The organism is Pseudoalteromonas sp. MMG024, assembly GCF_021654175.1.
Lineage (GTDB): Bacteria > Pseudomonadota > Gammaproteobacteria > Enterobacterales > Alteromonadaceae > Pseudoalteromonas.
The window spans coordinates 58,714-72,872 of sequence record NZ_JAKFZO010000009.1; the positions used below are offsets into that span (position 1 = coordinate 58,714).

The window sequence follows — 14,159 nt, forward strand, 5'->3', positions numbered from 1 at the left end:
GCACCATTATAACTCGAATAAATATTGCGATATTGCTAATTGTTTGATTTAAATAACAAACTGATGCTGGCACGGATTTTCCATTACTAATAAAACATGTAAAGGAGAAGCCACTATGAAGTCAATTAAAGATACTTATCTATTTTTATATCAAATTACCCATTTAAACCTAGGTCAATGGAGCGTTGAGCAGCCACATGGCGCGAATGATGCGAAATACTAAACTTTAACGCTGCTAGTTACTATGCATTTTTTGCTCTTTACTAGCAGCGTATATCCAACATACTTGACCATCCTTTGTTTCAGCTTTTATGCGCGTGTATTCCGCTACTTCGTAACTATCCGCGTGCTTTAACTCTTCAGTTGAAAGCCAATAGCAATGGCCTGTAACTTCATCCGTTTGGTTACCTGTGCGCACTAAAATTGGATGATATTGCTTACCACTTTTGGCGATAACATCCTTATCCTCGATCTTTACTTCAGACAAAACATATCCTTGAAGTACAGCACGCTCACCTTCTAACACCCGTCCAAAATTAGCCCGCTGCACGTTTTCTTGTTGCAAAGTGCCATAGCTAAACAAACGCTCCATTTTAGATCCTTTTCGTTTGATTCAACCATTTAAGCCTTATCCGCTTTGTGGTATAAATTCGTTTAAAAAACACAGTATTAAACATGTCAGAAATCGGTTTTGGCTGCAATCAATATCAGCTTGCTTTTTATGTTGAAAACGCGCCACAATTTTCCTCATACGCGACTCCAAGGTCATTAGTTGAGTTACCCACGGGCGCGATTAATGAAATCTCAATGGCATGCGGTAATGGCTGGCGAAAACAGTTTAATGTTTACGCTAAATTCATTTACAACCTAAGCTCCAGTGTTTTTTCGGGTAAAACCGCAGCGCCAACCTGGCAGCAATATCGAGACACCCAATTACTACAGCAAGGCTCTGCTACCGCATTGTTGTTCAGCCCGCCAAAATACACACGCGCAAATACGCTACATATAATTGCTGGACGAGGTTACGCAAAAAAGCTTGCTTCACAAAATCTACTTGGTGGCAATTTAACCTGGCTCAACGACGAATTTGCGTACAATATCGAAAACAAATTGCTGGTTTCACCATTTTTAGACTATCGCCAACTTTCTAATCGTAAAATCGATTTTTTAGCACAAATGTGTGAGCAGCTAGTTCAACACAACTGTATTCAGCTAGAACGATTTCAACTACCGCAAATGTAGCGAATATCATTTATAAACAGCACATCTACTGCTAGTCGTTGTTTATACAGGTACCAGAATTAATTTTGCATTTAAAAAAGTAGCTGTTAACGCGAACTATTAGCTTAAGAGGCGGAGTGAATAGTTCGGAAAAAACGCCCCTCTCAACGCACTTTTTCTCTAAACCAAAAACTCACCAATTTATTGTTAAAAAAAGACAAGGATTTCAAACATACGGACTTTTTTTGACTACACTTACTACAAGCTAAGCGTATTAAGATAATGGAATAGCTATTTTGGTCAGGAAGTTAAGCAAAGGTTTTGCATTTAACACACAAGCGGTGCTGCAGCACGTCCCGATTGGTTTGTTTGTCGCCAAGCCAACTGGCGAATGCATGTTTGCAAATAATTCGCTGTATCGCGTACTAAACTTAACCAGTACTGATATCGTCGGCAGCAGCTACATTAACGCAATGCACCCAGATGATCGGCAAAAAGCCATTAAACACTGGTATGCCTGCACCGCCAAAGGTGCTAATTTTCAATTTACATTCCGATCAGCTGCAAAAACAAAAAATAAGCTGTTATCGATTCACGCTGAACCGCTCATAGAAAACAAAGTAATCACTGCCTATATCGGTGTAGTTGAAGACGTAACCACCATCAATGAAACAGAACGTAAGCTTTATTTAAGCCAACAACGTTACGAACTAGCTGCAAAAGGTGCCAGCGCTGGGGTCTGGGACTGGGATATTTCAAATAACGAAGTATTTTACTCTACTAAATTTACTGAGCTGCTTGGCTTTGATAATCTAGCGTTTGGTTGTGATTTTGCTTCCTTTACTGAACAAATCCACCCTGATGACATTAAACAGTTTAAAGCAAGCCTTGAGGTACACTTAGCCGACCCATTTGAAGCATTTGATATTGAAGTGCGTATGTATAGCGCCAAACAACAAGAGTTATGGTTCCATATTGTTGGTGAAGCTATGCGCGATGAAAAAGGCAATCCATATCGCATGGTTGGTTCAATGTCTGATATCACTGAGAAAAAGCAATCTCAGCAAGTTATTTGGCACCAAGCTAACTTTGACGCACTCACCCAGTTACCTAACCGTAATATGTTTACCGACAGGCTTAACCAAGAAATCGCCAAAAGTAAGCGCTCAGGCGATAAATTTGCGCTGTTATTTATTGATTTAGACCATTTTAAAGAAGTTAACGATACCATGGGTCACAATGCGGGCGACCTACTGTTAGTTGAGGTATCTGAGCGCCTAAAAATAATTTTACGCGAAACCGATACGGTAGCGCGCATTGGTGGCGATGAGTTTACTGCGCTGCTGTGTAATATTCACAACCTAGCAGATGTTGAAAACATTGCTTCAAAGTTGATTCAAGCGATTGAGATGCCGTTCTACATAAATAATGAATCAATATTTATTTCGGCCAGTATTGGTATTACTTTGTTTCCTGATCACAGCGAAAAAATGGAAGAGTTACTGCGTTTTGCCGATCAAGCAATGTATTTATCGAAAGAAGAAGGGCGCAAACAATACCGCCATTTTAACAAAACCCTGCAAGAAAAAACTGAAAAAGCGCACCTACTCACACAGGAATTACGTCTTGCTGTGATTAACCAGCAATTTGAAGTTCTTTATCAGCCAATTTTATCAATCTCTGATTTAAAAATTCATAAAGCAGAAGCGCTACTGCGCTGGCATCATCCCGAACTTGGTATGGTGAGCCCCGCTGACTTTATTCCACTCGCTGAAACATCAGGAATGATTATTGATATTGGTAATTGGGTGTTTCAGCAGGCTGCCGAGCAAGTAAAAAAATGGCAATCAAGCTATGATCAACACTTTCAAATTAGTGTTAACCGCTCCCCTGCACAATTTCAGTCAAGCGTAAGTAAGCACGATGTTATTTGGCTCAATACTTTACTGCAACTGAGTCTTAAGCACGGTATTTGTATCGAAATTACCGAAGGTTTATTACTTGATGACAATGAAGAAATAAAAGAAACACTTAAGAAGTTTCGCTCAGCAGGCGTAGCAATATCTCTTGATGACTTTGGCACTGGGTACGCCGCGCTATCTTACCTTACCAAATTTGAACTCGACTTTTTAAAAATCGATCGCGCCTTTGTCATGAATCTTGAAAGTTCGGCACAAAACCAAGCGCTGTGTGAGGCAATTATCGTAATGGCGCATAAATTAGGTTTAAAAGTAATCGCAGAAGGTGTTGAAACACAAGAACAGTTATTTATATTAGAGGCAGCTGGATGCGACTATGCCCAAGGTTATTTTGTCTCTAAGCCAATTAGCCATCTATTGTTTGAGCGTGAACTTGCCAGCCAAGATCCATTTTCAGTGCAGCAAAAGTTAAAGCAAACTTCATTTAAAAAAACGTCTGCTATTTAGCCCAAATAGCAGACGTTAACTATACTATCGCATGATTTAATAACGCTATTTTTCAATAACGCCTTTATCAACCAGCTCTAATGTTACCGAGCTTACACCTTCTAACTTTTTCAGTGCATCAACTAATGGCAACAAATCACGCTGGCTTTGCGATTTAAGAATATAATAAGATTTAAATGCCTGTTTAATAATCAGGTCATTATCTTTATTAAATTGCTCAAAATCCACATCACCTGAAAGCTTTACGATAATCTCGCCCGTAACGGTATAGGCATTTAGCCCGCTAACATCAAATACATCTAATCCAGGCACAACCGTTTTTGTACCATTAGTTTTAAACGTTTTATCGTTCACAATCACTTCAGATTGCGCTAAGGTGAGTTGTTCTACCGGAGTAATTGTTAAGCCTTTAAATTGCTCGGCGCTATTCGCTAGTGCGGCTTGCGTGCTTAGAGTTAACGCCGCAATGATAAATAATTTTTTCATGTTTTACTCCTTAATGACCAATTACACGTAGCGACCAGTCTTTCAACACGCCGTTTTCTGCATTGTTATTTTGGTTAAAGCCAACTAAGCCAATGCTTGCATTGAAACCAACAGTAAAGCTATTACCTTTGTCTGTATCGATTACTTTTAACTGCCATTCACCTTGTGCTGTTTCACCATAAAAATGATTGCTAAGCATTAATGTATCGGTATATCCACCTTCAGTAGTACCTAACCAGCCAGTGCGTGCACTCATTAATACTGAACGAGTACCCGAAGGTGAAATTAATTCGATAGCAAGGTCGCGTAAGCGAGTATGATCAATATTCAATTTCACTTGAACTGCTTCAACAGTCACATCTTGCTCGAACGCTAATGTACTGGTTGCGCCAGTTAAACTTGCATCAGGAATTTCAGCATCTGCGATTTGCGTTTGCCACGGCGTAATCACTTGCTCAGGCAGTGGTGTTACAGGTGTGAACAAGGCCTTATATACTGCATCATCCACATCAACCGCACCAAAACCGTAAAACTGATGGAAGTTATAGCCAGCTGCATTTCGTTGCCAAGATGGAATTGCATTATAAGTAACTAGCTCACCATCGGCATTTTCAAATGTTAAATCAACACCTGGGTGGTTTTCATCTGTTTTGCGTGCTGTTTGCGCTAAAATATGGCGAATCGAACGAGCGTCAAGTGCATGATTCGCAGACATAATATTCGCTATTGCACCAGATGTATTAGGTGCCGCCGATGACGTGCCGTTCATTGTGCCTGTATAATCACAGTTCGGATCTAGCTCAGAGCCACCATGCAATGCATTGCCATGCTCGCCCGCTACATTACTACCGGCTTCACACCCTTGTAAGTCAATTGTTACCATTGCAGGTGCAGCTTCGCCAAATTCACCGCCCGGCGCTGCAACAAATACGTTGGAGCCCACAGATGAATAAGACGTTAGCTTGCCACGCGCATCTAATGCTGACACGACTAGGTTCCAATGGTTATTGTTATCCGGAGCAATATTCGCATTATGGAAAGGTAAACCTTGGTTATTAAAGAACTGATTGTTTTCGTAAGGCAGCACTAAAATAGGCACACCTTGGTAATAAGCGTTATATGTTCCGAACGAATTACCCGCCGATTTAACATAAACAGAACCACGTCCCCAATGACTTTCTTCAGTAATGTAGCGATATACGTCGTCTTGCAGCTCTTGCCACGGGTTAAGTACGTAATTATGCACAACCGGTGTCGCTGGCGTGCTGCCATAACTTTGGTTAAACACTCGCGGATCGGTAAAACGATCTAATTGACGAAAATCTTCTGACAAACCGTGAGACACAAGCCAGTTACCAACAGTTTGATTAGGTAAATAGTTAAAGCCAACAATATTAGCGTGAGGTGCAACACCACGCCCACCTAGTCCATTTGCCTCGGTAGCAGCAATTAAGCCTGCGACAGATGTACCATGACCATTATTATCTTGCGGATAACCTGAACCGTCACCTAAATTAAGAGAACCCGCCACAACGTTAGCTCTTAAATCTGGGTGATCAATCTCTACACCTGAATCGATCACAGAAACTGTAATACCACGACCTTTAATACCCATTAAATGCGTGAAATCGATATCAAGGTCATTGCCAGATGTGCCCGCAGACTGTGAGAAGCCGGTTTGTCCAATGTTCTGTAGGTGCCATTGCTCAGCAACTAATGGATCGCCACTTTGTAATGGAAAGGTTGAATCAGTAATTTTTGCAATTGCTGGCGTACAGGCAAGTATTACACTTGCAGCCAACAAGGAAGGTTTTATTTTTATTTTCATTTTGTCCCCTGAAATTTAGTATTTCCCCTTTAATCGGGACGAACATTTAAAACAGATAACAAAAAAAAAAGAAAGTACGCCGATAGCAGTTACAGCAGACAATGACGCAAAAGTGTAAGTTATTAATTTTAAATAAACTTATTATGACAACGCTGTCTTTTTAGACTTGTTTATAAACTCTTAACTAATTGAAAGATAATGACTTACATTTATTTACATTAAATTAACAAAAATCAAATAAGTTAGATTATTCAGCTATAACAAGAGCGCTCTCAACACCTGCCGACGGGCGAGAAGTGCTATCTTACCTACGCTTTATCGAAGACATATAATCTCTCAATAAACATCACAAACAAGCATATTGAATCTGTGTTCAGTCACTACCAAAATAACTGTTAATACATTGAGCTTTCACGGTATAACTTTTGTAGATGACCAATTGGTTGCGCCGTTTTTGCGCACAGTAAGTTGCGAGAAACTGTAAACCCAATTGCAGAAATGAATTTTAGATAAGTGCTTAACAGTTATTCCAAACATCTAGATAATTAAAAAATCACGAATCCGTTTTAAACAATTTTTTCCTCACCAGTAAACGATAATCTGACGGTGTTTGTTTTAACTCGCGCTTAAATACTTTGGTGAGATAACCTTGATCAACATAACCTACAGCTACCGCTACATCTTGCACGGTTAGGTTGGTCGAAGCCAATAACTCTTGGGCCATTTCAAGGCGCATTTTTTGTAAATAATGGTTGGCTGTGGTGCCCGTTGCCGCTTTAAAACGCCGTGATAAGGTGCGCTGGCTAATACCAAATTGCTCAGCAACATGCTGCATTGATAATTCGCTCGACGCGTTGTTTTTAAGCCAAAATTGAATTTGCGCAATGAGTTCATCGGCATGTCTATCAACTGCCCCCTCTAAATAACGCTGCTCTTCGTATGGTTTTCTAATTTCATGAGAAAAGTTACGTTCCACATTTTGCGCGGCATCTCGCCCAAATAATTGCGCAATCAAGTAAACCATAATATCAGCCAGCGAGTTTAAACTGGCCGCACAAAAAATACGCTCCGATTGCGTAATAAAAAATTCCGGTTTTAGATCGACCTTAGGATAGTCTTTGCGAAATTGTTTAGCGTAATGCCAATGCGTTGTTGCTGCGTGATGGTCAAGCAAGCCTGCTTCCGCAAGTAAACAGTTACCAGTACCAACACCGACAATTGTTGCACCCTGTTGCCACTGAGCTTTCAAATAGCCAATCGCCGCTTGGTTTTGCTTAATAACAGGGCGAGGATTTCGCCAGATCCCCGGCACAATAATAAAATCGGCATTGTCATCACAGCCAACAGTTAATTCGGGTAAAAAAGCACACCCCGCGCGGCATTGGATCAGCTCTTGTTTATCGGCTACAAACTTAATATCAAGCTTACGATTTTTGCGGTCATGAAATGATGCTTCGCCCGCTTTAAGCATTTCTACTGGCAGCGTAACGCTGGTCGCCAATATTTGTGGATACAATAAGAGTCGTACTTTTGTTGTCATAATAACTGCTCAAACCAGTTTGAAATGGCCAAATACACCAAAACTATGTCCAATTAAACACAAACTAAAACTTAAAATCAAAATAAACTGTGTCTAAATAACGCAAACTGTATATATCTAGGGTTTTTATGACTGCATTACCTATTGTTGTTGGAATGGGTGGTATTAATGCCGCAGGACGCACATCTGCTCACCAAGGGTTCCGTCGCATTGTAATAGATAAATTAACACAAGAAGCGCGACAAGAAACATTTCTTGGCCTTGCAACGTTAATGAATCTAGTACGCCAAGAAAACGGTGAACTTGTTGACCATGAAAACCAAGCTATTTGCGCAAGCGAAATCGAAGCTAAATTTGGTGAGCAAATTATTGCTGGTACCTTAATTCGTAAAATTGAAAACAATCATTTTGATGTTGATGCCACTCATGGGCATCAAAAAATGACGGTAATGCCAAGTGAAGGCGACAGCATTGTATTTGAAACAAGTGCGCGTCACTTACCGTCACCCCAGCCGCGCGATTGGCAAATAGAAAACTTGGAAGGCGGTAAAGTTAAAGTAACGATTAACAGTGAATTATCACTTAAGCACGATACCTACCGCGATAATCCAATTAAAGCAGCTGGCCAATTTCCAACGGGCTTTGATCCAAGCACGCTTTATAACAGTCGCTATCAGCCTCGTGGCTTACAAGCCACTATTTTTGCCGCAACTGATGCAATCAAATCAACTGGTTTAGCGTGGCAAGATGTACTTGCTGTTGTGGACCCTGATCAAATCGGTACTTATTCCGCATCAGTTGCAGGCCAAATGCAAGATGAAGCATTCGGCGGTATGATGAAAAACCGCTTAAGAGGCGACCGCGTTAGCACCAAAAACTTAGCACTTGGTTTAAATACCATGTCGACGGACTTTATTAACGCTTATGTAACCGGCAATGTGGGCACAACCTTCACTACATCAGGCGCATGCGCTACCTTCTTGTACAACTTACGTGCAGCAGTGCACGATATCAAAGCGGGCCGCACCCGTGTTGCAATTGTTGGCAGTGTTGATTGTGCAATTACGCCTGAAATTGTTGAAGGCTTTGGCAATATGAGCGCACTGGCAAATATTGAAGGCTTGAAAAAGCTTGATAATAGCGATACCCCAGATTTACGTCGCACCAGCCGTCCATTTGGTGAAAACTGCGGCTTTACCATAGGTGAAGGCGCACAATTTGCCGTATTAATGGATGACGCATTAGCATTAGAGCTTGGCGCTGACGTTATGGGCTCAGTACCTGATGTATTTGTAAACGCTGATGGCATCAAAAAATCAATTACTGCGCCAGGCCCAGGTAATTATATTACGATGGCAAAATCAGTAGCTCTTGCAACAAGCATTCTCGGTGAAGAAGCAGTACAAAAGCGTAGCTATATTCTTGCCCATGGTTCAAGTACACCACAAAACCGTGTAACTGAGTCAATCATTTATGACCGCGTTGCAAAAGCATTTAATATTGATAATTGGAAACTGGCCGCGCCTAAAGCCTTTGTTGGTCATACAATTGGCCCAGCAAGTGGCGACCAAATGGCCATGGCACTTGGTATTTTTAGCCATAACATTATGCCGGGTATCACCACAATCGATAAAGTCGCTGACGACGTTTACGCCGAGCGTCTTGATATTCGCACTGAGCACTATGAGTGTGAAGCACAAGATATTGCCTTTATTAACTCAAAAGGCTTTGGCGGTAACAACGCTACAGCGCCAATGTTCTCAGCAAATATTACGCTAGAGATGCTCACTAAACGTCATGGCGAAAGTGCAATGGCATCGTATCGCGATAAACTCACACAAACTAAACAAGACCAAGCTGATTACAGCGCGGCTGCAAATTTAGGTGATTACCAATTAATTTACCGCTTTGGTGATGGCTTAATTGATGAAAACGATATCGAATTAACGCAAGAAACTCTTTCTTTGCCTGGTTTTACACACTCTGTAAAACTAACTGCAAACAACCCTTTCGATGATATGGTGTAAGCAAATTCACTTCCTTTAAATAGGATACACTGTCATCTACTAAAGGCGCGTTAAGCGCCTTTTTACTTTTTTGCACTCTTTATAACACTGCACTTAACCAGCTCATCATCATTACACACTACATAACATGCTAATTGCGTTTTAATTTATCGATATAGCATAACGCTCAATTATAAATTCAGCTTTGTTAGCATTTCATTTATCAATAACAGAATTTATCGAATTCCTCTATCTAGGCTACAAAGCACATCTAAAAACAGGTAAAGTAACCACCATTGAAAGAGTTGAAAATCTGCTCTTTCAGACCATAATTACAATAATACGTTATACCTTACCGAAAATGATTTTTAGACTACTTCTAATAATGCTGTTTTTCGCGTTTTCAGCGGCTGCTAAACCTATTTATCAGTACGTTAAAAGTGATGGTTCTATTGCTTTTACCGACCGAAAACCAATAAAACACAGCTACAGTATTTATCGTACGGGCTGTTATGCCTGCCAACTGCGCTCGTCTTTAAATTGGCACAAAATTCCAATCTATCCAGACAAATATCATTTAGAAATAGCGACAGCAAGTAAACAACATAATGTTGACCCTGCTCTCGTTCGCGCGATGATCCACGCTGAATCAGCATTTAAAGCCAATGCACGTTCAAAAAAAGGCGCAATAGGATTAATGCAACTGATGCCGGCAACGGCTAAATACATGGGTATAAAGCGCCCAACTCAACCGAGCCAAAATATCTTAGGCGGCGTTAAGTATTTATCTTATTTATTGGAAAAGTTTAATGGCAATATTAGGTTAGCCACGGCTGCGTATAATGCAGGGCCTAATGCCGTTAAAAAATACCGAGGCATACCACCATTTGCAGAAACGAAAGCGTATGTCGAACGCGTTGGCATACTGCATAACCGTTATCGTGTGGCAATAAATAAAAAGAAAAGAAAGATTTCACCCAGCTAGGGTAAATAAGGAAGCTGTGGTGGTTAACTCACCCACCACAGTAGAATCAATGCAAAAATAACAACACTTAAACGGAGCAATGGCCCTTTAAGCGTTTCAAAGGTTTTTCCCTTTAGCTTGTTAATAGCTGCTTGCTCAGTACATGCCGCTACTTTATCAATATAGCTATAACCCGATTTTTCATAGCTTTTGCAAATTGCTTTGTCAGCAGGAATGGCTTTTAGCTCATCCCCTTTTTTTAGGATATAAAAATCCATAACGCACCGTTATTTTTATTTCTCTAACCAATACTAACTTCGGTATTTTTGCCCAAGGCAAAAAAGTGGCGGCCATTAAATACTAAGTAGAAAAAAAGTGCAATACGCAATTAGCAATAGTGAATAAAAATTTACCAAGCAAATGAATAAGCTTTACATTCGTTATGTAATTGCAAAAACAATTCATTTTTCAAAGTGCAATTAATCTCGATCGTCAACTTTGAATCACACGCTACGCTAAACAAATTTTCTAAGGGCTGCGCAGCTGTAGATTAAATAAAAACCACATAAGCGTTTAAAAAGCACTCAACTGTTAAATTGGATTACAAAATTTCACACTTTATTAGCAATTTCACTTATTTGCCGCGGCTAATTGCTGCTATTATCGTCACCGCTGTATCGTTATGAGTTGGCTATGTGCAATTTAAACCGCTTTACATATCACTGTTTTTTACCAGTTTTAATGCTTGGCATAACAACTGGTGCGAATGCTGTTGAAATTAAAGTAGGCCAAAGCCATTCTGATTTACCGCTAGATCAATCTGGCACATTGACCAGTGTAACACCCAGTGGCACGAGTTTTTCATTAGCACACGACTTTAGTGAGAGCGTGCGAGTCAGTTTAGATTATATCAACTGGGAAGATACCCACTTTTCACGAAAAGCGAATTCACTAAAGATTGACTCACAATCTTACGCTGCAACGCTAACCTACTTCATTGAAAACTTTGCGATATCAGGAAATTACACTTACTGGCAAAGCGATTACCGAGAATCATTTTTAGAACTCCCCTCATCACAACACAAAACGTATGCTCCTAGTTACGGCCTGTCTGTAGGGTACGGTATATTTTTTGACGAGTGGGTTATCGAGCCGTCGTTACTTGTGCAATACAACGAATGGCGTTATCGCGACATTATGATTGAGCAAAATGAAATGGCGCTAACGTTACTGGATGCGCTAGAAGATGAAACTGTAGTGTTAAGCGGCTTACTCTCGGCGTCAAAGATCATTGAAATTAGACCCGATACCTATTTACTTGCAGGCGGCGTTATACGCTGGAATGAACTGTTTCAAGGCGATGGTACTAAACAAACCGATAAGTTTGTCAGTTTTGCAGGCAGAAAGTCGTATCCTCACAATACTGATGATGACTACGCCGAGCTAAGTGTATTTGTCACTTACGATATCACGCCCGAGTGGATGGTTGAGCTTGATAGCAGCGTGGCATTTTTACCACATGATTATGTTTCAAGTATAAGCTGGCGTATTGGGTATCGTTTCTAAACGGATTTATTTTTAAATTCAGCCAGCCAGTTTGGAAAGGTGTCTATAGGTTGTGGCTTTGCATAAAAGTAGCCTTGGCAATAATAACAGCCAAACTCAGCTAATTTATTAACCTGCCCTTGTGTCTCTACACCCTCTGCAAGTACATTTAACCCAATGCTTTTTGCGATGTTAACTACCGCTTGTACTATAGTTTGGTCACTTACATCAGTTTCAATATTATCAATAAAGCATTTATCAATTTTAATGGTATTAACGGGCATCATTTTTATGCGATGGAGTGATGAATAACCCGTGCCAAAATCATCAATGGCAATTGGAAATCCCATTAAATTGAGTTCTTTCAATATCGCTAAATGATCTGCATCTTGATTGCTAAATAATGACTCAGTGACCTCAATTTCTACTTTACTTGCTGCAACGAGTGTTTTGCTAAGCAAGTTTCTTAAACCTACAAGATAATTAGGGTTTAAAAACTGCGCTATCGATACATTAACTGCAACTTTACCATCAAAAATATTGCTTAACAGCCACTGTCTGACATGTGTTAATGCTTGCTCCATTACCCAATCACCAATCTCACATATAAGCCCACTCTCTTCAGCAATGGGTATAAATGTATCAGGTGAAATACTCCCCAATTCAGGGTGTTGCCAACGTAACAAACACTCAATCGCGAATACCTCATTGGTAGCACTATTCACTTGAGGCTGAAAATAAACGGTAAGTTGGTCGCGCTTTATCGCTGTTTTCAATCCTTCCTCTAATTTATTTCGAGTAGAAAGCGCTTGTTTTATTTGATTATTAAACAATTGAATATAATCATATTGCTGCTTTTTGGCATGGTACATCGCCATTTCCGCATACGCGAGGATATCATTATGTTCTTTGCTATGTTCTGGAAATATTGCCGCACCAATATTGACGGATAACTTAATGTTTTGTGTGCCGAAATAAAAAGGTTCGTCAAAATAAGCTGCGATATTTTGGCAAATTTTATCGATATTTTGTGGCACATTTTGTTCGCTCATCAAAATCACAAATTGATTGCCGCTGAAACGCGCCAACGTATCTGAAAGGCGTATGCGTTTTGCTAATCGCTTAGCTATTTCTTTAAGTATATGATCGCCTGCAGCATGCCCTAGCGCATCATTCACCGTTTTAAAACGACTTACATCAAGCATAATTATGACATAAGGCACATTTTGTTTTTCGTATAACATTTGTGCAATACTTAAACGTTGGTTAAATAATTTTAGGTTTGCTATGCCAGTAAGTAGATCATGAAATTCAAGAAACTCTTGTTGACTCGTGAGCCTTTTCGACTCAGATAAATCATTAAAATGCGCAATGTAATGGGATGTCTTTTTACCGCTCTTTAATGAATTAATGGTGAGCCATTCAGGATAGATTTCACCTGTTTTTTTCTTGTTCCATACCTCACCAGCCCATACTCCTTTTTTTTCAAGAGATGCCCACATTTGATCATAAAAGGAAGCTGATTGCATACCTGAACTTAACACTGCGGGTGTTTTACCGATTACTTCATCACTCTGATAACCGGTAATATTGATAAAAGATTGGTTTACATATTCAATGATCCCCGAGCTATCGGTAACTAAAATGCCATCGCTCGCTTGGTTAATGATATTATTTGTTAACAGCAGTTTTGCTTCATATTCTTTTCGAACGCGAATATCTCGAATAAGACCAAAGAACAACCCTTCTTTATTTGGCACCGCACTTGCCATCACTTCAACATCAACGACTTCGCCGTTTTTAGTTACGTGCTTACTCTCAAATCTAACGCTACCAAATTCAGTGATTTTAGCGATTCTATCATTGGTATCTTGATTTGATTCAAAGAGTTCAAAATCCTCAATGAGATGCCCAACAACTTCTTCTTTACTGTACCCAGTAAGTGATAAATATTGTTCGTTAACATCTAGGATAACACCATGCTTGTTGACCAGCCAAAAGCCGTCAAGCATCCGCTCCACCAGTAAGCGTAAACTTATATCGCCCTGTCCATAATCCTTCACAGTGCCATTAACTCCATAAACTTAATAATATTCCCTATTGTTCTATTCTTTTTAGTAAAAGACCTACCGAGTTAGCGCAA

Annotated in this window: 11 protein-coding genes; 5 read left to right on the forward strand and 6 right to left on the reverse strand. The window is 40.0% G+C overall.

Annotation, left to right across the window (positions count from 1 at the left end):
• Nucleotides 1-235: 235 nt before the first annotated feature.
• Nucleotides 236-592, reverse strand: coding sequence for a gamma-glutamylcyclotransferase family protein (locus L1068_RS10220; protein ID WP_237130167.1), 357 nt, complete (start codon nt 590-592; stop codon nt 236-238).
• Nucleotides 593-675: 83 nt separating this feature from the next.
• Here L1068_RS10220 and L1068_RS10225 point away from each other — a divergent pair, with 83 nt between their 5' ends.
• Both L1068_RS10225 and L1068_RS10230 read left to right on the forward strand, forming a co-directional pair.
• Nucleotides 676-1,242 (forward strand): hypothetical protein, encoded by a 567-nt coding sequence (locus tag L1068_RS10225; RefSeq protein ID WP_237130168.1) that lies wholly within the window; start codon nt 676-678, stop codon nt 1,240-1,242.
• Between the two features lie 275 nt (nt 1,243-1,517).
• Complete coding sequence (locus L1068_RS10230; RefSeq protein WP_237130169.1) at nt 1,518-3,647, forward strand: GGDEF and EAL domain-containing protein; 2,130 nt, start codon at nt 1,518-1,520, stop codon at nt 3,645-3,647.
• A 45-nt stretch (nt 3,648-3,692) separates the two neighbouring features.
• Here the strand turns inward: L1068_RS10230 and L1068_RS10235 are convergent, their stop codons facing one another.
• The 3 genes from L1068_RS10235 to L1068_RS10245 all read right to left on the reverse strand — a co-directional run bounded on the left by L1068_RS10235 (nt 3,693) and on the right by L1068_RS10245 (nt 7,501).
• Nucleotides 3,693-4,133 (reverse strand): hypothetical protein, encoded by a 441-nt coding sequence (locus L1068_RS10235; protein WP_237130170.1) that lies wholly within the window; start codon nt 4,131-4,133, stop codon nt 3,693-3,695.
• Nucleotides 4,134-4,143: 10 nt separating this feature from the next.
• Nucleotides 4,144-5,961, reverse strand: coding sequence for a S8 family peptidase (locus L1068_RS10240; protein WP_237130171.1), 1,818 nt, complete (start codon nt 5,959-5,961; stop codon nt 4,144-4,146).
• A 553-nt stretch (nt 5,962-6,514) separates the two neighbouring features.
• On the reverse strand, nt 6,515-7,501 hold the full coding sequence (locus L1068_RS10245) for a helix-turn-helix domain-containing protein (RefSeq protein WP_054977934.1): 987 nt from the start codon (nt 7,499-7,501) through the stop codon (nt 6,515-6,517).
• 128 nt (nt 7,502-7,629) lie between these two features.
• Between L1068_RS10245 and L1068_RS10250 the strand changes: the two genes are divergently transcribed.
• Together L1068_RS10250 and L1068_RS10255 are read left to right on the forward strand one after the other, a co-directional pair.
• Entirely contained in the window at nt 7,630-9,528 is a 1,899-nt protein-coding gene (locus L1068_RS10250) for a beta-ketoacyl synthase (RefSeq protein WP_237130172.1), read from the forward strand.
• Between the two features lie 364 nt (nt 9,529-9,892).
• Complete coding sequence (locus L1068_RS10255) at nt 9,893-10,492, forward strand: lytic transglycosylase domain-containing protein (protein WP_100914614.1); 600 nt, start codon at nt 9,893-9,895, stop codon at nt 10,490-10,492.
• Nucleotides 10,493-10,515: 23 nt separating this feature from the next.
• Here L1068_RS10255 and L1068_RS10260 read toward each other — a convergent pair whose 3' ends face one another.
• Nucleotides 10,516-10,749: a hypothetical protein gene (locus L1068_RS10260; RefSeq protein ID WP_010558399.1), complete on the reverse strand. Its 234-nt coding sequence runs from the start codon at nt 10,747-10,749 to the stop codon at nt 10,516-10,518.
• A 415-nt stretch (nt 10,750-11,164) separates the two neighbouring features.
• Here L1068_RS10260 and L1068_RS10265 point away from each other — a divergent pair, with 415 nt between their 5' ends.
• Nucleotides 11,165-12,037, forward strand: coding sequence for an autotransporter domain-containing protein (locus L1068_RS10265; protein WP_237130173.1), 873 nt, complete (start codon nt 11,165-11,167; stop codon nt 12,035-12,037).
• Here the strand turns inward: L1068_RS10265 and L1068_RS10270 are convergent.
• Entirely contained in the window at nt 12,034-14,079 is a 2,046-nt protein-coding gene (locus L1068_RS10270; protein WP_237130174.1) for an EAL domain-containing protein, read from the reverse strand. The genes L1068_RS10265 and L1068_RS10270 overlap by 4 nt on opposite strands.
• Between the last annotated feature and the right edge of the window lie 80 nt (nt 14,080-14,159).